Below are 22,332 nucleotides of genomic sequence, written 5' to 3'. Positions count from 1 at the left end.
TAGATCAATGAGGATCGATTACGTATATATTGTTAACCGATTATTTTTTCACTTGTTCTACAGTCATATTCATAAATAATTCGACATCCGCAATACTTACATCCATAGCATTTTGCCAGAAATCAGGCTGAGTCAAATCGACACCTAGATGTTTTTGAGCCAATTCTTCTACAGACATCCGTCCGGTATCTTGCAACAACGCATCATATTTTGCAGCAAAGCTTGCACCTTCTTGTTGTGCTAACGCATAGATACCTGTACTGAACATATAACCGAATGTGTACGGATAGTTATAGAAAGGAACACCTGTAATATAAAAATGTAGCTTAGACGCCCAGAAATGCGGGTGGTATGAAGATAGTGTATCGCAATAGGCTTCACGTTGCGCTTCTTCCATAAGGCGGTTAAGCTCGTCTGTTCCTACTGTTCCTGTCCGACGTTGCTCATAAAAACGAGTTTCAAATAAGAAGCGAGAATGAATATTCATAAAGAATGCAATACTACGTTGAATCTTATCTTCTAACAAAGAAACTTTTTCTTCGTCATTTTGGGCTTGTTTGACTAAAGAATCAGCTACGATCATTTCAGCAAATGTAGATGCTGTCTCTGCCACATTCATCGCATATCCTTGACTAAAAGCAGGCAAATCATTCATCACATGTTGATGATATCCATGTCCTAGCTCATGCGCTAACGTGGATACATTGGATGCTGTGCCACTGTAAGTCATAAAGATACGTGTTTCTTTACTCATAGGTAACGACGTACAGAATCCACCTGGACGCTTACCAGCACGATCCTCAGCTTCGATCCAGCGCTGTTCAAAAGCATGTTCTGCAAAGTCAGCCATCTCAGGATTAAATTTGCGGAATTGATCCACGATAATCTTGGCAGCATCATCATAATCAACATGACTATCTACCGTACTGATCGGTGCATCTACATCATTCCAGCTTAATTGATCAACACCTAGAATTTGTGCTTTGCGGTTCAAATAATCGACGAATACCGGTTTATTTTTAACGATAACATCCCACATTGCATTCAACGTCTGATCAGACATGCGGTTAATGGCAAGAGGTTCTTTTAAGACTTGATCCCAGCCACGACTTTCATACAATTTGAGACGGAATCCTGCAAGGTGGTTAAGCGTATCTGCGCAATAATCTTCAGCATTGCCCCACGCTTCTTCCCATTTGCGGAACATCTCTTCACGTACTTCACGATTCGTATCATTCATTTTATTAGCTGCTTGTCCTGCGGATAAAAGGATCGTTTCACCATCTTGTTCAAAAGGAATCTGGATATGGCTTACAATCGTATCATACATTTTACTCCAACCGTGATAACCATCGACACCAAGGTCTAGAGCTAATCCTTCCAGTTCAGGAGTCATTTTCTCACGGGCCAGTGAACGATTTTCAGTCAGATAGAATGCGATCGGAACAATCTCAGGACGACTAATCCATTGCTCAAATATATCATCTGCTGTAGTCGCCAATAGGCTATGGAAACGTACAAATAATCCCTGTAAATTAGCAGACATTGTTGAAATCAATGACCCTAAACGATTCGCTTCTTTATCACTTTGATCTTGCGCGCTCAGACAACCGACAAAAGAAGACGCTTCGCGCAAACGAATACGTGTATCTTGCAATTGATCCAGTAATACATCATATCGTTCCGTTTCAGTAACATGTTGAGGTGCTTCCATCGTATTCAATTGTTGCGATAGGGTTTGAATATCTTGGGATAACGTTTGTAAAAAAGATTGCAGTTCTTCAGAACTGGAACCTCCAGCAAAAATCGTTTCTAAATTCCATGTAGGTTGAATAGGATGGTTCATCATAGCACACCTTTCTGTATCTGCCTGTAAATAGACATATGTTGGAATGATTAATTATTTTGCTTGTAGCTACAAGTATGCCGATTATTGATTATAATTTCAAATGGATGCATCAACAATCATGAATTTTCGTTCCATTGTCCCATTCATGATTAGCTGCCCCATCGTCAAGTGGGTATAAGTATAGTATACTCTAAATCATCATATTCCAAGATAGGAGGGAAGCTTTATGCAACCACTACAGATCTCGGCAGATACCGCAGTTAAGCTAGCGGAAAAGCTAAATGTACCATTAGAACAACTGATGCATATGCCCAAGCATATCCTGCTTCAAAAAATTGCTGAACTGGCAAAAGAAGACGACAAAGGCGGCAACGAATAATTATGATTCCTTTTAATCAGACCTGGCCATACGACATTATTATGAATGATATTTATGTTCATGAATGTCCGTTTTGTCAGGCAGAAAATATAATTTTACCACTCAAACCGAAAGAATTAATTTCGATTCGAGAAGGCAAAAAAAAATTACTGGTGTTCCCTTGTTGCAGTAATCGAGTCACTTTATTAGATACCGATTCAGATTATTTGCTAGCAGACACGATTCTTCGTCATTAATTACTGCTTATCGGCAGTATGCTCAATAATATAATAATAGCGGATCACTCTATATCTACTTAGAGTGCCCGCTATTTTTTATATTAAGATTCTTTCATTTCGTCTGGTAGGGCCATATTTTTAGATAACATTTGTTCCCGAAGCAGTGCCCACTGTTCACGAGAAGCTCGGATCATAGCTGAATCTGTAATGCGTTTATCATGAATAACACGTGAGAACCATTTCACCGCTTCATTAAATTCCCCAAGTCGGCGATGAAGTTCACCAATCAGATATAGCAATTTGGCATCCCCACCACTCACACTTTCAATCTGATACACTTTGATATATGAATCCAGGCAATAGCGAAGAAAGCGAAGTTCTTGCTCGGTTTCACCACCATACCGGTGAATCCAGGCAATATGCTGAAGAAAGCTAGCAATAATACGTTCCCGGTCTCCGATCGCTTGTGCACACATCAAAGCAAATTTGTAAGCTTCCAGTGCTTGTTCTCTCGTACGATGTCCACCCATATCACGTTTGATTAACCGATTGCCAATCTGCTCCATATAGAGATCACGTTGACGATCTGTCAGTGTAGCCTGCGAATTCTCAGTTGAAGCAAACCCGCAATGTGGACACATGCGTACAACGTAAAAGTCAGGATTCTCCTGCTGATAATAAGCACAAAAGTCAGAGTCACGCCGTGAAGCTCTTTTCATACTTGGGCGTACACGACTGGTTTTAAATTCTGCATCACACTGCGGACAGGTGATTTTTATCGTATATAACGGCTCTAACTCTGTTGTCCCCTCCATCTAACCCACTTCCCCCAAATCAAATTAATGCGTATTTACAAAATGATGAGCCGGTCCTGATAAACGATCTACTACAAACACACGCAATTCGTCTTCAATCTCAAGCTCTTTTAAAGCTTCATTCATACAGGCTAACCAGGCATCTGCTTTTTCGTCGGTAATCTCAAAACCCATATGACGTGCTCGCATCATCGGATGACCATAAGCTTCAGAGAAAAGCGCTGGGCCTCCAAAAAATTGCGAAAGAAACATATATTGTTTCTCCATCACAGGATTGATATCTTCTGGAAAAAGCGGACCAATTAACGGATCACGCTGTACTTTTGGATAAAAGGCTTCAACTAAGCGTCTAACTCCATCTGCTTCGCCTAGCAATACATACAAAGATTGATCAAATTTCACTATCGCTCGCCAACTTTCTTTCGATACGTCATGCCTCAAATTATATCATAAAAAAGACGCTAAAGATTTCTTTAGCGTCTCTAATCAATGTATATAGTGTAAAAAAAGTAATGTAAAAATACATGCGGTCTAAGTCAATACATGCTTCGATCCTCTTCACCAGATTGAACAAAGGAAGCACGAATGACGTACACGAATAGACATACGAGAATACCGGCAAGAATGCTTGTAGTCATGTTCATCACTCCATTCTAATTGTGTACTAACAATCATTGACAATTCCGACGACCATTTATATCCTTATTTTAGCACACCTTTTCCGAGAATATAACCCTTTTTGCAAGCGCTTACTTTAACAATTAGATTACAAACTCTTTACAGAAGCCTACATTATGTCGGTTATGTATCAGTAAGATGACCAAACGCTATTTATTTTAAAATAGATTTACCTTTAAACATTGTGTTCCGCTCAAGAATTGATTATCATCGAAGGTGAGTATATTTACAAAGGATTTAACGATAAAGGACAAAGGAGCTTTCCAAACTTGAGATACTATGTGCTTGATCGTGGAGATCAATTATCTATCGAACTTAGTGAGCAATTTCATAAGCTTGCTGCCGAACGCGGATTTCAGCTAGATGCTGAATCACCAGAGATCGTTGTATCTATTGGTGGAGACGGAACCATGCTTCATGCTTTTCACACATTTATTGATCATATTCCAGATGTAGCGTTTGTCGGTATTCATACCGGACATTTAGGATTTTATGCAGACTGGAAAGCAGATGAACTTGCAGATTTGGTTACATTTATGGCGGGCGAGTCTTCTACATCAGATCGTCATCCCAAAATCGTAAAATATCCATTAATTGAATTGGATATTCAGACCAAAAGCGGCACCACTCACCATACCGTGCTTAACGAATTCACTTTAAAAGGAACCGATGGTACAACTGTCGTGGTTCAAGTGGATATCAATGATGAGATTTTTGAAATGTTCCGTGGAGATGGAATTTGTGTATCGACCCCTTCAGGAAGTACTGCGTATAACAAAGCGCTTGGTGGGGCTATGGTACATCCGACGATTGAAGCTCTTCAGATTGCTGAGATTGCTTCGATCAATAACCGGATTTATCGTACACTTGGATCTTCTTTAATGTTACCAAAACATCATCATTGTGATATTCATTCACGCAAACCGCAAAAACTACAATTGACAATGGATCATTTGAATATGTCATTTGATGATCTGATTTCGATTCGTTGTCAGGTGTCCAAACATCAAGTTAGTTTTGCCCGTTATCGCCCTTATCCATTTTGGAATCGAGTACGTCAATCGTTTTTGGGATAACGGATGCAATCAGAAGTCTAACCACTTAGCCATATTCAAAAAAAGCTTCCAAATGCCACTATGATAGTGGACTTGGAAGCTTTTTGATATACATAAAAGAGTTAAGATTTAGAACTTTCTTCACTTGGTTTCACTTCAACCTCTGTCGGATGCGGTTCTACAGGTGAAGGTTGAACAGGCTCTATAGAAGGCTCTACCGGACTTATTGTCGTTGGTGCTTCTGTAGGTTGTACAACAGGGACTACTGGAGCTACAGGCGTTGGAGCAGACGCAGGAACTGCTTTGGAAGCTGCTGTTTTATCCTGTTTGTCTTTTTTGGAATGATTTCCTTGTCCTCTTGACGATTTCTCGGATTTCTCAGGCTTTTCTGCTTTTTCTCCATTCGCTGGCTTTGGTGGTTCTGCGACTTCTTTTGTTTTTTGTAATACAAAATAAGCACAGCCAAAGTTACAGTATTCATTAATATATTCAGTCAAGCTGGATAAAGAAGTATCTTTACCTGCTTTGGGATGTCCATCACGATAAAATCCTTTGAGACGCAATTGATTATAACCCCAGTCACCTAGAATATAATCATACCGATCCAACACTTCACTATATCGTTCACGGAATATTTCTGCATTCCAACCATCACGATGCTGTTTAATAATCTCGTATGTTTTACCGCCGATTTGAATCAAGGTTCTCCCGCCTTTCAGCATTTAGACCGTCGAGGTTTCCTTCGACTTCGATGCGGATTGAACCTGTTCATGCGCATGATAGGAACTACGGACAAGCGGACCAGACTCAACATGACTGAATCCACGCTTTAATCCTTCTTCTTTTAAAATAGCGAATTCATCAGGAGTATAATATTTAGCCACATCCAAATGTTTTGGAGAAGGTTGTAAATATTGTCCAATCGTCATAATATCGCAATCCATGGCACGAAGGTCATCCATTGTTTTTAAAATTTCATCCCATTCTTCCCCTACACCTAGCATAATACTAGACTTGGTTGGAATCGAAGGTTGTAGTATTTTAGAGTTACGTAACAATTCCATAGAACGAGGATATTTGGCTCTGGCTCGAACACGGTCAGACATCCGTTCCACTGTTTCAATATTATGATTCAGAATATCTGGTTTAGCATCCATTACAATTTTTAGTGAATCGATATCTCCCATAAAGTCAGGGATCAATACTTCGACACTACAAAGTGGCAAACGCTTGCGAACCGCACGAATCGTCTCCGCAAAAATATTTGCTCCACCATCTTTCAAATCATCACGAGCTACACTGGTAATTACACAATGTTGAAGCCCCATATTTTCAGCCGCTTCCGCAACCCGATCTGGTTCTTGTAAATCAAGCTCCGTAGGCATCCCCGTATTGACTGCGCAAAAACGGCAAGCACGTGTACAAATATCTCCCAAAATCATAAAAGTCGCTGTACGATTTGCCCAGCACTCATAAATATTGGGACAACGCGCTTCCTCACAGACGGTATGAAGAGTTTTGGAACGCATCATACTTTTAATTTCCTGATAGTTACTGTCATTGGTCATCTTGATTTTGATCCATTCAGGTTTCGGTTGTTTGGCTTTAGTGGACAAGATAGTTGACCTTCCTTCCTCGGGTGTAATTGGATTCCAGGATTGTTACAATCTTTTGGGATTTATTATAACACGAATTGGTGCAGACCGAAATATTAGGCTTTCCAGCTGTACTTTATTCGGTTACACTAAATACGGTTGTGCTGATTGAAGAGACATAGTTGTCTGAACATCAATCAAGTAAGATCCAAATAAAGTCACGTATACAGCTTAACGATCTACCAGAAAGGAATGAACGTATTCATGAACAAATCTTCATCTCATGCACCTTTAACTGCGGATTCTCTAACTCGTTCTAAACGGTTATGGATCGCTTTAATTTTAGGTTCATTATCTGCATTTGCTCCATTATCGATCGATATGTATTTACCTGCACTGCCTACGCTAGCAGAGCATCTACATACCAATGCTTCTCTTGCACAGCTTAGTCTAACTGCTTGTCTGCTAGGTCTAGCATTCGGACAGTTAGTGGTTGGACCTCTTAGTGATGTCAAAGGTAGACGCACACCGCTTATCATTTCATTGATTTTATATACGGTGGCATCGCTGTGTTGTGCTTTAACTCAAAGTATCGGGCTACTTATTGTTCTACGCTTTATACAAGGGGTTACAGGAGCTGCTGGTATCGTAATTTCGCGTGCTGTCGTACGTGACCTCTACTCGGGGCATGAATTAACCAAATTTTTCTCGCTGCTGATGTTGATTAATGGAGTGGCTCCGATCGCTGCTCCGATTATCGGTGGTGCTTTACTCAAATTTGTACCGTGGCAAGGCATCTTTGTCGTACTTGCGGTCATCGGCGCTATCATGTTATTTATGGTGTTGTTTGGTTTACCGGAGACATTATCCAATGAACGAAAAGCTTCTGGTGGACTGAGTTCAACATTACGTACATTTGGACGATTGATAAAAGATCGTCATTTTATCGGTTTCGCCTTATCCCAAGCATTTATCACTGCGGCGATGTTTGCTTATATTGCAGGTTCTCCTTTTGTCGTGCAGACGATATTCGATGTATCTGCCCAAGGCTTTAGTTTATTTTTTGCTTTGAATGGTCTGGGCATTATTATTTTCGCTCAATTGGCAGGTCGTTTATCTGGTAAATACGGCGAATTGGCTATCTTGAAAATCAGTCTAGGAATTGCTTTTACCGCGGCTCTATTGTTATTAATTATTGCTCTAGCAGGCGGTGGATTGTTACCGATTGCGATGATGTTGTTCTTTGTTGTATCTTGTGTAGGCTCTGTAGGCGCTACGTCGACTTCTCTGGCGATGCAAAGTCAAGGTAATGCCGCAGGAAGTGCTTCGGCTCTACTCGGCTTACTTCCGCTTCTGTTAGGTGGTGCCGCTTCTCCATTAGTGGGACTCGGTAGTGGACTCACTGCTGTACCGATGAGTGTTGTTATTTTGGTCGCAGAAGTGTTCGCAGTACTCTGCTTTATCGGCTTGGTGAGAAAACCTACAAAAGTATAGTTGTTAGACTTACACAGTCTTTACTAGAAGTATCTCCATCAGATCTAACACAAAAACATAGTTATAACAAAAAGGAACTTCATCGTATAAGAGAAGTTCCTTTTTGTTATAGCCTATATATCTGATTACTAAGATATCCGCTGACGCATCGCTTCAAATAAAAGGATCGTCGATGCCATCGCCGCATTCAGCGACTCTGCTTGCCCTTGCATCGGAATCAAAATATGTTGATCCACTAACTCTGATACTTCCGCCGATATCCCTTTACCTTCGTTACCAATCACGATCCAAGCTCCTGTTGTAAAATCAAACTCATAACAAGATTGACTCGCTTGTAACGATGTACTTAGCACTAGATGCCCTTTTTGCTTGGCAACAGGTAATAGTTCACTGAGATCACTTTCAATCACAGGCAAATGAAATAACGAACCCATCGTCGAACGAATCGTTTTGGGATTATATAGATCCGCGCAACCTTTACCGAGTACAATACCGGTTGCTCCTGCCGCATCACTACTACGAATAATCGTTCCTACATTGCCCGGGTCTTGAACATTGTCCAATACCATCACCAGACTGTGATTGACTTCAAGTAAACGCTCAGTAAGTGAATTTCGTTTGTATACAATTGCAAAAACAGATTGTGGTGTCTTTGTATCGGTACATTTAGACAGTACTGCTTCGGATACAGCGATATACTGTGCTCCACCTGAATAATGATCAATATCTTCACGCAATTCAGCAGGAATCCCTTTTTCTGTATCATAGACAATACAGTCGATATCCCAATCACTACGAAGAACTTCACTAACGAGATGAATACCTTCTACTATAAATTTTCCTTGCTTATCCCGATGCTTTTTCTCAAGCAACTGCGCCCATTCCTTGACTTTCGCATTCTGGGTCGATAGAATTTCGGTCATTCTTCCAGACCTAATTCCATTTTAAGCAGATCATTCTTTTGTCCAACAATCACAAGAATATCATCCGGTTTGAGACGTTCATCCGGTGAAGGCGCAATATTCATTTGGTTTCCTCGTTTGATAGCCATCACATTACAACTATATCGAACACGAATATCAAGTTCTTTTAAGTTAGAGCCGATCATAGCTTCGGATGCTTTCATTTCCACAATACTGTATTCTTCTGAAATTTCAATATAATCCAGTACATTAGGTGATGTTAAATGATGAGCTACCCGTACCCCCATATCACGTTCAGGGAAAATGACTTTATCTGCACCGATCCGTGTTAATACTTTACCGTGCAGTTCATTTTGTGCTTTAACCAGAATCGTTGGAATATCCATTTCTTTGAGAATCAATGTGGTCAGAATACTCGATTGAATATCTTCTCCAATCGCTACAACTACTACATCAAAGTTACGTAATCCCAGTGAGCGCAAAGCTTCTTCATCTGTTGAATCAGCTGTTACGGCTTGAGTTACAATTTTGGATACTTCTTGAATACGGTGTTCATCTGAGTCAATAGCTAATACGTCAAAGCCCATTTCACTCAATGTTTTGGCAATGCTAGAACCAAAGCGTCCGATGCCGATAATGGCATACTGCTTTCTAGGCATATTGTAACCTCCAAGCTTTTCATAAGCATATACTGTATTTGATATTAAGGAGCCATTTCCAAAAATTGAGCATCTGGATTTTTATCGATTGCTGTACGCATCGCATACTCATTTTCAAACAGAACCACATGATTTTCTTTTTTATCTTTAACCAGTGTAGAGTTGATACGGAATTTGGAAGCATCCACTTTATCAGTAACAATCCAACGCGCAAATTGATATGGCATCCGTTGAAGCTGTACATCTACACCATACTCATTTTTCATCCGATATTCAAATACTTCAAATTGCAGTTGTCCAACTACACCCAGAATCGTTTCATCAAAGCTTACTGTATTAAATACTTGAATCGTACCCTCTTCAGTTAATTGATCGATTCCTTTTTGATATTGTTTGTGTTTAAGCGCATTTTTCACGGTAACTTTAGCAAATATTTCAGGTGAGAAGGTAGGCAATTCGTCAAAGACAATATCAGAACCCTGACTTAAAGAATCACCAATACGGAAAATACCCGGATCGAACAATCCGACAATATCGCCAGGATAAGCGGTTTGTACAATATCACGATCCTGTGCCAAAAATTGCTGTGGTTGTGCTAATTTGATCTCTTTACCTGCACGTACATGGCGTACACTCATCCCACGTTCGAACTTACCTGATACTACACGTAAAAAGGCAATCCGATCACGGTGAGCAGGATTCATATTCGCTTGAATTTTAAATACATATCCACTGAACTTATCATTCATCGGATCAATCATACCGACTGTACTGCGGCGTGGTTCAGGTTTTGGCGCAAGTTCTAAGAAGTTTTCCAAGAACGTCTGTACACCAAAGTTATTGACTGCACTACCGAAGAAGATCGGTGTTAATTCACCACGTAATACTTTGTCATAATCAAAAGGATCACCCGCTACATCCAACAACTCAATATCCTGACAAAGCTGATCATATAAAAATTCGCCTGCCATTTCTTTGATAATTGGATCACGATAATCTTCTACTTTTTGCACTTGAATCGTAGAATGATCTTTACCATTAAATAATTCAACCTGTGTTTTCATCCGATCATAGACACCGGATAGTTCGCGTCCCATTCCGATCGGCCAGTTCATAGGTACAGAACGAATACCTAACACTTGCTCCAATTCTTCCATCAATTCGAATGGACTTTGTCCTTCACGGTCTAATTTATTAATAAAAGTAAAAATCGGAATTCCACGTTGAGCACATACTTTAAACAGTTTAATCGTCTGTGCTTCTACACCTTTAGCGACATCAATCAACATGACTGCTGCATCTGCTGCAGTTAAAGTACGATACGTATCTTCACTAAAATCTTGGTGACCCGGTGTATCCAGTATATTAATACGATGTCCATTATAATCAAATTGCATTACTGAAGAAGTTACCGAAATTCCCCGTTGCTTCTCAATCGCCATCCAGTCACTTGTCGCGTGTTTGTTCGCTTTACGAGCTTTAACCGAACCTGCTTCACGGATAGCGCCCCCGAATAGCAATAGCTTTTCTGTTAACGTTGTTTTCCCGGCATCCGGGTGAGATATAATCGCAAATGTTCTGCGTTTGTCCACTTCATTTTGTAAAGCTTGATCTATCGTTTTACTCATTATCATTTTCCCTTCATCACTTAAAATAGGCTTTATCCATTGTATCATATTCACGACAAAAACACTCTTATGTAATGCTCTCATAAGAGTGTTTTATGCTCAATAATGATATTTAATTGCTACTTCCAACCTGCCAGATCACATCATCTTCATCCTGACCATTTACCGGCCACCAATGATATCCATCTTGTTGAAGTAATAAATGAGTTTCATCAGGTCCCCACGAACCCGCAGGATATGATTTAACATCCGTAGGATTCTGTGCCCAAGCATCCGCAATATGATCAATAAAGCTCCAAGCTGCTGATACTTCATCCCAACGGGTAAAGTAGGTTGAATCTCCTTGTGCAGCGTCTTCGATCAAACTTTCATAAGCTTCAGGGGAGTTAATTCCGATCATACAACTTTGACAGAAGTCCATTGCCAAAGGCTGGATTTCAGAATCAGAACCTGGTTTTTTAGCATTAATTTTGATATAGATACCTTCCATTGGATTTACACGAATAACCAATAGATTAGGTTCTAGATTATGACGTTGCCCTAGATATACATTCGTAGGGGTACGCTTGAATTCGACAATGATTTCAGTCGTTTTCACAGGTAGACGTTTACCCGTACGAATATAGAAAGGTACACCTGACCAGCGGAAGTTATCTACAAATAGTCTTGCAGCAAAATACGTTTCAGTATTAGACGCAGGATCTACTTTGTCTTCCTGACGGTAACCCGGTAATGTTTTACCTTTGGATTCACCTTCACCATATTGAGCACGTACTACATTTTTATCCACTTCTTCAGGTGTCATATAAGCACGTAGTGAACGAAGTACTTTTACTTTCTCATCATGAATATCTTCAGGAAGCAGACGACTTGGCGGTTCCATAGCAATCATCGCTAACATTTGTAGCATATGATTCTGTCCCATATCGCGTAAAGCCCCTGAATGATCATAATATCCACCACGTTCTTCTACACCAACCGTTTCACTAAGTGTAATTTGAATATTAGAAATGTGTTGATTATTCCATAACGGCTCAAAGAACGCATTGGCAAATCGAATCACTTCGATATTTTGCACCATTTCTTTACCTAAATAATGATCGATGCGGTAAATTTCATCTTCTTTAAATACTTCATTAATCTCTGCATTGAGCTTACGAGCAGATTCAAGATCATAACCGAAAGGCTTCTCGATCACAAGACGATTCCAACCTGTTCCATCCATCATGCCGCCTGCACGTAAGTTAAGGGATACACTACCGAATAACTCAGGTGCTAGCGCTAGGAAAAAGAAGCGGTTGCTCGGAATACCATACTTGGTCTCAATCACTTCAGTTTGCTCTTTCAACTCTTGAAAACCTGCAACATTGTTAATATCTAACGATTTATATTCAAAATGTTCTGCAAAACGGTTCCAATCTTCTTCGGCTCCGATCTTGTAGCGACAAAACTCTATGATAGACTGATGGAGATCTTCCCGAAATTCTTCATTGGTACGCGGTCGACGCGCGACACCAATGACTGCAAAATCCTCTGCAAGTTTACCTTCACGATACAAACTATAAATAGCAGGAAACAATTTACGTCTTGCCAAATCCCCGGTTGCTCCAAAAATGAAAAATACCGCACTTGGTGTCTGCAATGTCTCAAGATTTTGTTTTTCAGTCATAGCTCCTCAACTTTCTATGTAAAATCTGTAATGTGGTAAACGTATTCTACCATAATTACCCTATCTATCGCTATCTGACCACTATAAGAAGTACTTATATCTTTGCCAAATAAAATTGATACGTTAAATCCACAGGTGAATTACTCGGCTAGTCCATTTTTATAAGCATAGATTGCCGCTTGTGTACGATCTTCTACGCCTAACTTGGCTAGCAAATTAGTCACATGAAACTTCACCGTTTTGATCCCAATAATCAATTCATCCGCAATATCCTGATTGGATTTCCCTTTGGCTAATAGACGTAGTACATCCATTTCACGATCTGTTAATTCTTCGTGTAATGCACGTTCAAGAGGTTCACGAAAACGACTCATCATTTTAGAAGCCACTTGCGATTCTAACACCGATTGTCCTCTGGCAGCAGCACGAATAGCATCTGCTATTTCACTAGCACGGGATGTTTTGAGCAAATAACTAAATGCGCCTGCTTCAATCACAGGATACATTTTTTCGTCATCCAAATAACTAGTCAATACAATCACTTTACAGTCGGAATTAATCTGCAATACACGCCTTGTGGTCTCAATACCGTCCATACCGTCCATGACCAGATCCATTAAGATCACATCAGGCTTATATTCTTGAGCCAGACGAATACCTTCTTCTCCGTTACTTGCTTCACCAACAACCTCAATCCCATCTTCTGTATCTAATACAGCTGCAAGTCCAATCCGGACCATCTCATGATCATCGACTAATAATACTTTGATTGATTGTTCATCGTTTTCCATTGTATTATGCCCACCTGCTTTCTTCCGTATTTAAAGTCACAATCGGAATGACAATCTCAATACGTGTTCCTTTTCCAGGAGCTGTTATGTATTGAATCGTACCTCCCAATTCATTCGTTCGTTCTCTCATCGTAGATAAGCCATAAGAAGCTTGTTTCGTTTCATTTAATTCGAACCCGATGCCATCATCTTTTAACGTTACACGCACAGAATCTATTTTTTGAATAATACGAATTTCCATCCGTTCTGCTTTGGCATGACGAAGTGTATTGGATAACGACTCTTGTACAATCCGGAAAATATGATTTTCGACACCCTTTAATAATCTGAGATCATCATCCATATCTAGCGTAATTTCCATCGGGATTTTGGCTTGCAATTCACGAATCAATTCTCGCAATCCTTGAGACAAGCGTTTTCCTTCCAGATAAACAGGACGAAGATGTAATAGTAGCGCTCTCATCTCTGATTGAGCAACAGATGACATTTCTTCAATTAACTCCACCTGACGTTTGGCACGTGCAGGATTATTATCAAATGTACGTCCGATAGCTGTTGCAGTCATTGATATGGCAAACAATTGCTGAGAAACGGCATCATGAAGTTCACGAGCTAACCGCTGACGTTCTTCGATAATAGCTGTAATTCTAGCCTGCTCTGCTAACTGCGCATTATTGGTGGATAATCGTTGAAGACTACTAATCTGATCTTCCCATTTTTTACCGATTCGATCAATTTGTTCACCTAGCCTTGACCATTCATCACTTCCCCATTGCGGAGCAGCTTGTGACCAATTCCCTTTTTCCCACATTAATAACGTATCTCGCAATTTATCCAAACGCATTTTGAGCCGGAGTGCATGATACAACCCATATAGACTACCTACAACAATAACCGGAACACATAATGCTGCTCCAGTCTGTAATAAAGAAGGCCATGATAATTCTATACTCAAGTGACCTGACGTATAGAGTACATAGATAATAATAACTAGTAATAAGAAGGCTAATAAAATACCTTCACCCATACTGCGGACAATCAAGTCAGCAGGTTTTCTCTTTTTCACGTATCAAGTCCTCCTGCTTATCTGACTTTAATGTATACACACCTGTACTAAGAAGATAAACGAACATTCAGATCACCAGCAATATACGAAATAACCAACTTCACTTTTTGCGTACTTGTAAGATAATTAGCGGATCTCCATTGCAGACGATTCTGTATGCCTTGTTGACGTTCAGCAACAGAATAGCCATTCGATTCGAAGCCAATCTGACCAACTAATAAATAAGCTTCAATCTCTACTCCGTAATCTTCCGGTATAGAGAAGTCTAAGTCTCCTAATATCCCTTGAAAATACAGAACAGTTTCTGTTTCATCCGGTATCGCTAGCGCAAGATCACAATCAATATCTCCGATAGCATGCCATGAACTGGAACTTTGCATCATCCACGGTTCCCGATCATAACGAACATTTGTGATAAATCCTTGTTTCAGACGATATGGCTGCCCCCGATGTGCTTTATTAGCATGTACATAAAACCATCCTAATGATATCAAAGTAATTCCAATCACAACCATCAAGTGATCTAACAGCAACAAGCCTAATCCGATACCACCCAAAATATACCCTTGTCTCATAGCACCACTACGTAAACGCATCATTCCGATTAGCAACAAAAGAAGTGCGGCAATCGTAAAGAAGCCAAACAACGGTCCTAATAAAACTTGTAATCCAATTCCGATCAATAACACAGCAAACACTTTTCGTTTTCTTCCCATAACCGCACCTCCTTTATTTCTAATAAGAGAAAAGCCATACCCGCATGATGACACATACGCTGTATGGCTTCGCCTGTTCTAGCATATCATATTGTCATTTTAATAACTATAATTTACATCGATGATTAGCTATATTGTATTAATCCACACTTATCTACTAAAATCAATTAGTGTTGTGGACCTTCATCTTTAGAAAGAGATGGACCTTCAGACGAATTAGATTCAATTGTTTTAGGTGCTAATTTGCTTTTCAACAAATTCAATTGCTCATCCACTCTAAGTTGTTTTTCTGCATCTTCTCCACTGATATAAGCATTGGATCCATATCCAGAACGGTAAGGAGCACGCATTACATCTGCTTCTGCTTCCATTTGCATGATTTTTTCTTCCATGCGGTTAAATCCTAGAGAAGCGCCACCTTTATCGATGGAATTCACAGAACTCACTTGAGCCATTTGTTTTTTAGCTTTTGCCATTTGAGCACGAGACACCAGTTCATTACGTTTGTTACGCATTTTGTAGAACTCGTCTTTCATTTCGTGCAATTGGTTCATCATATCAGTTACTTGTTCTTTAGCTTGGCTGTGCATTTCAGAATACTCAGTGAATTTTTGGTCAAAATACAACTTTTCTTCTAGCAATTTACGAGCCACTTCTTCTTGACCATTTTTAAGTGCAGCTGTTGCTTGGCTTTCACGTTGCATACCTACACGTGCAGCTTCATCAAAACGTTGCTTCATACGACGTTCATTTGCCATTTGTTTAGCAACAGTAACCTCTGCTTGATGAATCTCTGCTTCCATATCACGTAGATACTGGTTAAGCATTACAATTGGATCTTCTACCTTATCTAGTAAATCATTCACCGATGCCTTAGTCATATCTTTCAATCTTTTAAAAACTCCCATATTATAAATCTCCCTTCTCATATTGAGCGACTTTTTTTCTTAATTGTTCTACTTCTTTACGTAGTGCTTTATTTTCAATACCTTCCATCATTGAATCGAGATCACCTTTTGATTTGGATGTCTGATCAGGTGCTTGTTGTGGAGGGCGATTTTTACCAAAGTAACGAGAATTGCTTTGATGTGGAGCATCATACGTATTAGGTTCATACGCATTTTGCGATGTTCCCCAATATCCACCATAGGTTTGGCGTGGGCCATAACGATCTTCTTGATGTTCCTCATGAAAAGGATTCTGTTCAAAAGGACGATAAACTGGCGGTTGCTTAGGTACAATGAGTGCTGCAATAAGATAGATTAGCACTGTAGTTGTTCCTGTAAAAGGAATACTTAATATTAACAGAACCCGTAACAACGTTGGATTGATCTGAAAATACTCAGCAAGACCTCCACTCAGGCCACTCAGAATCCGATCATGATTGGAACGATATAACTTCGGGCGCATACTACTCCTCCTTACGATCTGGATCAAGCTTACGTCTTAAACGCTCTAATTCTTCATCTAACGATACACCATTAGTTGTATGTGAAGAAGACGAATAAGAATCACCGTTTCTCAAATCCCGTAAAGCTTTGGCTTCAATCTCCCAATCGGAGATTTTATCTTCCAAACGTCCAAATGCTTGCGGTGTACCTTGAACAGCATTACCAAAACGGCGATTCATTTGTTGTTGCAGACGAAGTGTCTCCATACGAGCATAATAATACTCACGTTTACTGTAGACTGCTTGGTACTCGGATTTTAATGTATTGAGTTGAAGCTGTACTTCTCGTAAAGCTTCAGTATTTTGATCCAACAATTCAGTATACTGATTTTCTTTTTCTTCATACATTACTTTTTCTTGCAAAGCCATGCGAGCCAATTCTTCCTCTTCTGCTTGTAGAGCTAACATCGCTTGTTCTTCACGTTTTTGACGCATTGCTGATGCTTGATCTACATGTTGTTTCAATTGACGTGTGTGTTGAGTCACATGATGCTGTAATTGCTCAGCTTCTGTAATAGCACGCCGTGTCTCTAAAAGAAATTGGTCAATCATTCTCACAGGGTCTTGACTCTGTTCTAATCTTTCATTTAAAGTAGCCACTGTAATATCACGTACACGTTTAAAAACGTTCATGAATAATTGCTCCCTCCCTTGCTTGATCACAAGTGATCTTTTTTGATATCTACGTATATCTTACTTTCATTCTATCGAAAAAGTATGAATAACAGATGAAATCGAAGATCAACGATATCCTATTATTTTGTAGTGTAATAGATGACTATACTTGTAATGAACCACACTACTTTATAATAACGTCTTACTATATTTATATCGTAACATTCCAACTGCTTTATTAGAATGTTACCCATTCACAACCTCTACACCAACAAGATTCGATGATTTAAATAAAGAATGTATCTATATTTAGAACATTCGATCTTGTCGTTGCTGATGATGACGATTCTTCAACATCGAATAACCCCACCATACCAACGCGATTCCAACTACAGGGCCAATAATCCAAGATAACTTAGCAAATAGAATACAAGCACCTATAACCGATAATGTAATCCCCAAAAATCGACGTCCACTTTGTAATGCATAATAACCAAGTACAAGTAATGCGATTGGGATTAATAGTCCAATGAGATAACCGAGCAGACTATGTAACACCGGTACAAATTTGCCGAAAACCATTAATACACCAATGATAATCAATGCAAAAGCAGCTATACTTTTACGATTCATGCGCAAATGCTCCACCTCCTTTACTTAGATATTTGTATTCAGCATTTTTAATATTCATATTCTTAGATGTTAATACGTGACGAGATGTTCAATACCTCAAGACTGCAAAGCATCTAACGTGTTACTTTCATATCTGGCTGTAGCAAATGTTGTGTTTGCCTTATATACACATTGTAAAGTAGAAATCGATTCTGCAAAATGGACTACAGGTGGTTTTTTATCCTAGACCTTAGACGGGGACTACTTGTGCATTATCGAATTAACCTACAAATAAATCAATGTAATAGGAATTAAGCACATACTTCATACTAATTGTGAGGATCTATTTTAAAAGACAATAAAAAAAGCACCAGATCAAATGATCTAGTGCTTTTCTTTGTGTATGCCGGTGAAGGGACTCGAACCCCCACGGTTTCCCTCACGATTTTGAGTCGCGCGCGTCTGCCAATTCCGCCACACCGGCTAATTAAAAATGATACTATTTTGTTGTTGCTTCCATTTAGAACATAAGAGCTAAAATGGCGCGCCCTAAGAGATTCGAACTCCTGGCCTTTTGATTCGTAGTCAAACGCTCTATCCAGCTGAGCTAAGGGCGCAAGAATTTTAAAAAATAACTGGAGGCGCCACCCAGATTCGAACTGGGGATAGAGCTTTTGCAGAGCTGTGCCTTACCACTTGGCTATGGCGCCATATTATATTATAAAAGATGGAGCGGACGATGGGAATCGAACCCACGACCCTCGCCTTGGCAAGGCGATGCTCTACCGCTGAGCCACGTCCGCTTACACTTGATTGAAGTAGAAGTAAATAATGGCTGGGGATATAGGATTTGAACCTATGCATGACGGAGTCAAAGTCCGTTGCCTTACCGCTTGGCTAATCCCCAATAAAAAGGGCGACCGATGGGACTTGAACCCACGAATGCCGGAGTCACAGTCCGGTGCGTTAACCCCTTCGCCACGATCGCCATGCTATAAAATGAATCATTAATGTTATATTGGCAGGGGCAGCAGGAATTGAACCCACACTAACGGTTTTGGAGACCGTTGTTCTACCTTTAAACTATGCCCCTTCAAAACTGGTGGAGGCTGATGGATTCGAACCACCGAACTCGGAGAGAACAGATTTACAGTCTGCTGCGTTTGGCCACTTCGCTAAGCCTCCACATTAAATAAAAAAAAGATGGTGCCGGCGAGAGGATTTGAACCCCCGACCTACTGATTACAAGTCAGTTGCTCTACCAACTGAGCTACACCGGCAAGTGTTATACATTAATCTAAATGGTGGCTCGGGACGGAATCGAACCGCCGACACGAGGATTTTCAGTCCTCTGCTCTACCGACTGAGCTACCGAGCCGTAGTCTAATGTATTGCTGTGTGTCGACTCTTCTACTCAATCATGATGAGAACCATCTATTAATGTAGTGAGTTGATACTAGTTATTAAGCAATTAATGGCGGAACCGACGGGATTTGAACCCGCGATCTCCTGCGTGACAGGCAGGCATGTTAACCCCTACACCACGGTTCCAGATTAATTGCGGGGACAGGATTTGAACCTGTGACCTTCGGGTTATGAGCCCGACGAGCTACCGGACTGCTCCACCCCGCGTCATTGTTCTTACTATAAAATTCTATGGTGGAGGTTGACGGGATCGAACCGCCGACCCTCTGCTTGTAAGGCAGATGCTCTCCCAGCTGAGCTAAACCTCCATTGTGACACAAAACATATTATATCATTTTCTGATTACTTTTGTCAAGTCTTTTTTATAAGCAATGTTACTAAACTTAACAATATAATGATAGAAAAGATATGACCCGTAGGGGACTCGAACCCCTGTTACCTCCGTGAAAGGGAGGTGTCTTAACCACTTGACCAACGGGCCGTACATTGTGGCGGAGAGAGAGGGATTCGAACCCTCGAGACGCTTGTGACGCCTACACGATTTCCAATCGTGCTCCTTCGGCCAGCTCGGACACCTCTCCATATGGCTCCCCGAACAGGACTCGAACCTGTGACAACTCGATTAACAGTCGAGTGCTCTACCAACTGAGCTATCAGGGAATAGTCACCGTCTCCTCGGATTGCTCCTTGAAACGGTCAATCTGTACTGCTCTGCTTGGCAACGTCCTACTCTCCCAGGACCCTGCGGTCCAAGTACCATCGGCGCTGGAGGGCTTAACGGTCGTGTTCGGGATGGGTACGTGTGGAACCCCTCCGCCATCATTACCAAACAGTCAGGCTGTGTTGCTCCCTGAAAACTGAATCCGAAAACTGAAACACCGCGTTTGTAGATTTGGATAAGCCCTCGACCGATTAGTATTGGTCAGCTCCATGCCTTACGGCACTTCCACCCCCAACCTATCAACCTCGTCGTCTACAAGGGGTCTTACATACTGGGAAATCTCATCTTGAGGGGGGCTTCACGCTTAGATGCTTTCAGCGCTTATCCCTTCCGCACGTAGCTACCCAGCGATGCTCCTGGCGGAACAACTGGTACACCAGCGGTGCGTCCATCCCGGTCCTCTCGTACTAAGGACAGCTCCTCTCAAATTTCCTACGCCCACGACAGATAGGGACCGAACTGTCTCACGACGTTCTGAACCCAGCTCGCGTACCGCTTTAATGGGCGAACAGCCCAACCCTTGGGACCTACTTCAGCCCCAGGATGCGATGAGCCGACATCGAGGTGCCAAACCTCCCCGTCGATGTGGACTCTTGGGGGAGATAAGCCTGTTATCCCCAGGGTAGCTTTTATCCGTTGAGCGATGGCCCTTCCATGCGGTACCACCGGATCACTAAGCCCGACTTTCGTCCCTGCTCGACGTGTCTGTCTCGCAGTCAAGCTCCCTTATGCCTTTACACTCTTCGAATGATTTCCAACCATTCTGAGGGAACCTTAGGGCGCCTCCGTTACACTTTAGGAGGCGACCGCCCCAGTCAAACTGCCCACCTGACACGGTCCCTGTACCGGATCACGGTACGAGGTTAGAACTCAAATGCGATCAGGGTGGTATCCCAACGGCGCCTCAACCGAAGCTTGCGCTCCGGTTTCTACGGCTCCCACCTATCCTGTACAAATCGCACCCCAGTTCAATATCAAGTTGCAGTAAAGCTCCATGGGGTCTTTCCGTCTTGTCGCGGGTAACCTGCATCTTCACAGGTATTAAAATTTCACCGGATCTCTCGTTGAGACAGCGCCCAAATCGTTACGCCATTCGTGCGGGTCAGAATTTACCTGACAAGGAATTTCGCTACCTTAGGACCGTTATAGTTACGGCCGCCGTTTACTGGGGCTTCGGTTCATAGCTTCGCTTGCGCTAACCACTCCCCTTAACCTTCCAGCACCGGGCAGGCGTCAGCCCGTATACTTCGCCTTGCGGCTTCGCACAGACCTGTGTTTTTGCTAAACAGTCGCTTGGGCCTTTTCACTGCGGCCCCCTCGTGCTATTCACACTACCGGGGCACCCCTTCTCCCGAAGTTACGGGGTCATTTTGCCGAGTTCCTTAACGAGAGTTCTTCCGCGCGCCTTAGAATTCTCTTCTCACCCACCTGTGTCGGTTTACGGTACGGGCACCTGCTTCCTGGCTAGAGACTTTTCTTGGCAGTGTGAAATCATGACCTTCGCTACTACAATTTTCGCTCCTCATCACAGCCTGGCCTTGCGGTATGCGGATTTGCCTACATACCAGCCTCACTGCTTGAACGGACATCCATCAGTCCGCGTCACTATCCTCCTGCGTCATCCCATTGCTCATAACGGCTTTCGGTGGTACAGGAATTTCAACCTGTTGTCCGTCGACTACGCCTTTCGGCCTCGCCTTAGGTCCCGACTTACCCTGAGAGGACGAGCCTTCCTCAGGAATCCTTGGGTTTTCGGCGGATCAGATTCTCACTGATCTTTTCGTTACTCATACCGGCATTCTCACTTGAATGAGGTCCAGCGCTCCTTGCGGTACACCTTCAATCTTCATTCAACGCTCCCCTACCCCTGATACAAAGTATCAAGCCATAGCTTCGGTGGTGTGTTTAGCCCCGTTACATTTTCGGCGCAAAGTCACTCGACCAGTGAGCTATTACGCACTCTTTCAATGGTGG

At 41.5% G+C, this 22,332-nt stretch carries 20 protein-coding genes, 16 tRNA genes and 2 rRNA genes (1 of these 38 only partly in view); 4 read left to right on the top strand and 34 right to left on the bottom strand.

Annotated elements, in window-relative coordinates:
• Positions 1-40 precede the first annotated feature (40 nt).
• Positions 41-1,846, bottom strand: coding sequence for a M3 family oligoendopeptidase (locus tag RCP16_RS00925; RefSeq protein WP_308642427.1), 1,806 nt, complete (start codon positions 1,844-1,846; stop codon positions 41-43).
• A 229-nt stretch (positions 1,847-2,075) separates the two neighbouring features.
• Between RCP16_RS00925 and RCP16_RS00920 the strand changes: the two genes are divergently transcribed.
• On the top strand, positions 2,076-2,228 hold the full coding sequence (locus RCP16_RS00920; protein ID WP_069328896.1) for a YycC family protein: 153 nt from the start codon (positions 2,076-2,078) through the stop codon (positions 2,226-2,228).
• A 2-nt stretch (positions 2,229-2,230) separates the two neighbouring features.
• On the top strand, positions 2,231-2,464 hold the full coding sequence (locus RCP16_RS00915; protein WP_069328895.1) for a hypothetical protein: 234 nt from the start codon (positions 2,231-2,233) through the stop codon (positions 2,462-2,464).
• An 83-nt stretch (positions 2,465-2,547) separates the two neighbouring features.
• Here RCP16_RS00915 and RCP16_RS00910 read toward each other — a convergent pair whose 3' ends face one another.
• Together RCP16_RS00910 and RCP16_RS00905 are read right to left on the bottom strand one after the other, a co-directional pair.
• The gene (locus RCP16_RS00910) at positions 2,548-3,261 is read right to left on the bottom strand and encodes a DUF2225 domain-containing protein (protein ID WP_069328894.1); all 714 of its coding nucleotides are present in this window, start codon (positions 3,259-3,261) and stop codon (positions 2,548-2,550) included.
• A 24-nt stretch (positions 3,262-3,285) separates the two neighbouring features.
• A complete protein-coding gene (locus RCP16_RS00905) occupies positions 3,286-3,663 on the bottom strand; it encodes a globin domain-containing protein (protein WP_069328893.1) in 378 nt (125 codons plus the stop codon).
• A gap of 545 nt (positions 3,664-4,208) precedes the next feature.
• On the opposite strand from RCP16_RS00905, the gene RCP16_RS00900 reads away from it, so the two are divergent.
• Complete coding sequence (locus RCP16_RS00900; protein WP_069328892.1) at positions 4,209-5,015, top strand: NAD kinase; 807 nt, start codon at positions 4,209-4,211, stop codon at positions 5,013-5,015.
• Positions 5,016-5,116: 101 nt separating this feature from the next.
• On the opposite strand, the gene RCP16_RS00895 is transcribed toward RCP16_RS00900, so the two are convergent.
• The gene (locus RCP16_RS00895; protein WP_273592404.1) at positions 5,117-5,695 is read right to left on the bottom strand and encodes a YutD family protein; all 579 of its coding nucleotides are present in this window, start codon (positions 5,693-5,695) and stop codon (positions 5,117-5,119) included.
• A 21-nt stretch (positions 5,696-5,716) separates the two neighbouring features.
• On the bottom strand, positions 5,717-6,610 hold the full coding sequence (gene lipA / locus RCP16_RS00890; RefSeq protein WP_083243598.1) for a lipoyl synthase: 894 nt from the start codon (positions 6,608-6,610) through the stop codon (positions 5,717-5,719).
• Positions 6,611-6,853: 243 nt separating this feature from the next.
• On the opposite strand from lipA, the gene RCP16_RS00885 reads away from it, so the two are divergent.
• A complete protein-coding gene (locus RCP16_RS00885) occupies positions 6,854-8,083 on the top strand; it encodes a multidrug effflux MFS transporter (protein WP_308641442.1) in 1,230 nt (409 codons plus the stop codon).
• Between the two features lie 128 nt (positions 8,084-8,211).
• Here the strand turns inward: RCP16_RS00885 and RCP16_RS00880 are convergent, their stop codons facing one another.
• The 29 genes from RCP16_RS00880 to RCP16_RS00740 form a co-directional block, all read right to left on the bottom strand.
• A complete protein-coding gene (locus RCP16_RS00880; protein WP_308641441.1) occupies positions 8,212-9,006 on the bottom strand; it encodes a TrmH family RNA methyltransferase in 795 nt (264 codons plus the stop codon).
• Positions 9,003-9,710 (bottom strand): potassium channel family protein, encoded by a 708-nt coding sequence (locus RCP16_RS00875; RefSeq protein WP_273594607.1) that lies wholly within the window; start codon positions 9,708-9,710, stop codon positions 9,003-9,005. The genes RCP16_RS00880 and RCP16_RS00875 overlap by 4 nt, the downstream gene beginning before the upstream one ends.
• Entirely contained in the window at positions 9,710-11,293 is a 1,584-nt protein-coding gene (locus RCP16_RS00870) for a peptide chain release factor 3 (protein WP_069328888.1), read from the bottom strand. The genes RCP16_RS00875 and RCP16_RS00870 overlap by 1 nt, the downstream gene beginning before the upstream one ends.
• Positions 11,294-11,405: 112 nt before the next feature.
• Entirely contained in the window at positions 11,406-12,962 is a 1,557-nt protein-coding gene (gene zwf, locus RCP16_RS00865) for a glucose-6-phosphate dehydrogenase (protein ID WP_308641440.1), read from the bottom strand.
• Positions 12,963-13,102: 140 nt separating this feature from the next.
• On the bottom strand, positions 13,103-13,753 hold the full coding sequence (locus RCP16_RS00860) for a response regulator (protein WP_069328886.1): 651 nt from the start codon (positions 13,751-13,753) through the stop codon (positions 13,103-13,105).
• A gap of 4 nt (positions 13,754-13,757) precedes the next feature.
• Positions 13,758-14,819 (bottom strand): sensor histidine kinase, encoded by a 1,062-nt coding sequence (locus tag RCP16_RS00855; protein WP_308641439.1) that lies wholly within the window; start codon positions 14,817-14,819, stop codon positions 13,758-13,760.
• A 47-nt stretch (positions 14,820-14,866) separates the two neighbouring features.
• On the bottom strand, positions 14,867-15,535 hold the full coding sequence (gene liaF, locus RCP16_RS00850; protein ID WP_308641438.1) for a cell wall-active antibiotics response protein LiaF: 669 nt from the start codon (positions 15,533-15,535) through the stop codon (positions 14,867-14,869).
• Positions 15,536-15,702: 167 nt separating this feature from the next.
• A complete protein-coding gene (locus RCP16_RS00845) occupies positions 15,703-16,443 on the bottom strand; it encodes a PspA/IM30 family protein (protein ID WP_069328883.1) in 741 nt (246 codons plus the stop codon).
• 1 nt (position 16,444) lies between these two features.
• Positions 16,445-16,945 (bottom strand): PspC domain-containing protein, encoded by a 501-nt coding sequence (locus tag RCP16_RS00840; RefSeq protein ID WP_069328882.1) that lies wholly within the window; start codon positions 16,943-16,945, stop codon positions 16,445-16,447.
• 1 nt (position 16,946) lies between these two features.
• Complete coding sequence (locus RCP16_RS00835; protein WP_137223823.1) at positions 16,947-17,618, bottom strand: PspA/IM30 family protein; 672 nt, start codon at positions 17,616-17,618, stop codon at positions 16,947-16,949.
• A gap of 291 nt (positions 17,619-17,909) precedes the next feature.
• Complete coding sequence (locus RCP16_RS00830) at positions 17,910-18,233, bottom strand: hypothetical protein (protein WP_308642426.1); 324 nt, start codon at positions 18,231-18,233, stop codon at positions 17,910-17,912.
• A 383-nt stretch (positions 18,234-18,616) separates the two neighbouring features.
• A tRNA-Leu gene (locus tag RCP16_RS00825) sits at positions 18,617-18,696 on the bottom strand.
• A gap of 56 nt (positions 18,697-18,752) precedes the next feature.
• Positions 18,753-18,829: transfer RNA gene (locus tag RCP16_RS00820), tRNA-Arg, on the bottom strand.
• Positions 18,830-18,848: 19 nt separating this feature from the next.
• A tRNA-Cys gene (locus RCP16_RS00815) sits at positions 18,849-18,922 on the bottom strand.
• 18 nt (positions 18,923-18,940) lie between these two features.
• Positions 18,941-19,015: transfer RNA gene (locus RCP16_RS00810), tRNA-Gly, on the bottom strand.
• 29 nt (positions 19,016-19,044) lie between these two features.
• Positions 19,045-19,119 (bottom strand) — tRNA-Gln (locus tag RCP16_RS00805).
• Positions 19,120-19,127: 8 nt separating this feature from the next.
• Positions 19,128-19,200, bottom strand: a tRNA-His gene (locus RCP16_RS00800).
• A 31-nt stretch (positions 19,201-19,231) separates the two neighbouring features.
• Positions 19,232-19,305: transfer RNA gene (locus RCP16_RS00795), tRNA-Trp, on the bottom strand.
• Positions 19,306-19,312: 7 nt separating this feature from the next.
• Positions 19,313-19,397: transfer RNA gene (locus RCP16_RS00790), tRNA-Tyr, on the bottom strand.
• Between the two features lie 19 nt (positions 19,398-19,416).
• A tRNA-Thr gene (locus RCP16_RS00785) sits at positions 19,417-19,492 on the bottom strand.
• A 22-nt stretch (positions 19,493-19,514) separates the two neighbouring features.
• Positions 19,515-19,590, bottom strand: a tRNA-Phe gene (locus RCP16_RS00780).
• Between the two features lie 97 nt (positions 19,591-19,687).
• Positions 19,688-19,763: transfer RNA gene (locus RCP16_RS00775), tRNA-Asp, on the bottom strand.
• Between the two features lie 7 nt (positions 19,764-19,770).
• Positions 19,771-19,844 (bottom strand) — tRNA-Met (locus tag RCP16_RS00770).
• A gap of 25 nt (positions 19,845-19,869) precedes the next feature.
• Positions 19,870-19,945: transfer RNA gene (locus RCP16_RS00765), tRNA-Val, on the bottom strand.
• Positions 19,946-20,046: 101 nt separating this feature from the next.
• Positions 20,047-20,118 (bottom strand) — tRNA-Glu (locus RCP16_RS00760).
• Positions 20,119-20,126: 8 nt separating this feature from the next.
• Positions 20,127-20,218: transfer RNA gene (locus RCP16_RS00755), tRNA-Ser, on the bottom strand.
• Between the two features lie 3 nt (positions 20,219-20,221).
• Positions 20,222-20,297 (bottom strand) — tRNA-Asn (locus tag RCP16_RS00750).
• A 53-nt stretch (positions 20,298-20,350) separates the two neighbouring features.
• Positions 20,351-20,467 (bottom strand): 5S ribosomal RNA (gene rrf, locus RCP16_RS00745).
• 62 nt (positions 20,468-20,529) lie between these two features.
• Positions 20,530-22,332 (bottom strand): 23S ribosomal RNA (locus RCP16_RS00740) (it continues 1,120 nt past the right edge of the window).

The sequence above is a fragment of the Paenibacillus nuruki genome, from assembly GCF_963311185.1.
Classification (GTDB): Bacteria; Bacillota; Bacilli; order Paenibacillales; family Paenibacillaceae; genus Saccharibacillus; species Saccharibacillus nuruki.
The sequence above is the reverse complement of the archived record's forward strand: the minus strand, read 5'-3'. Positions and strand labels throughout refer to the sequence as shown.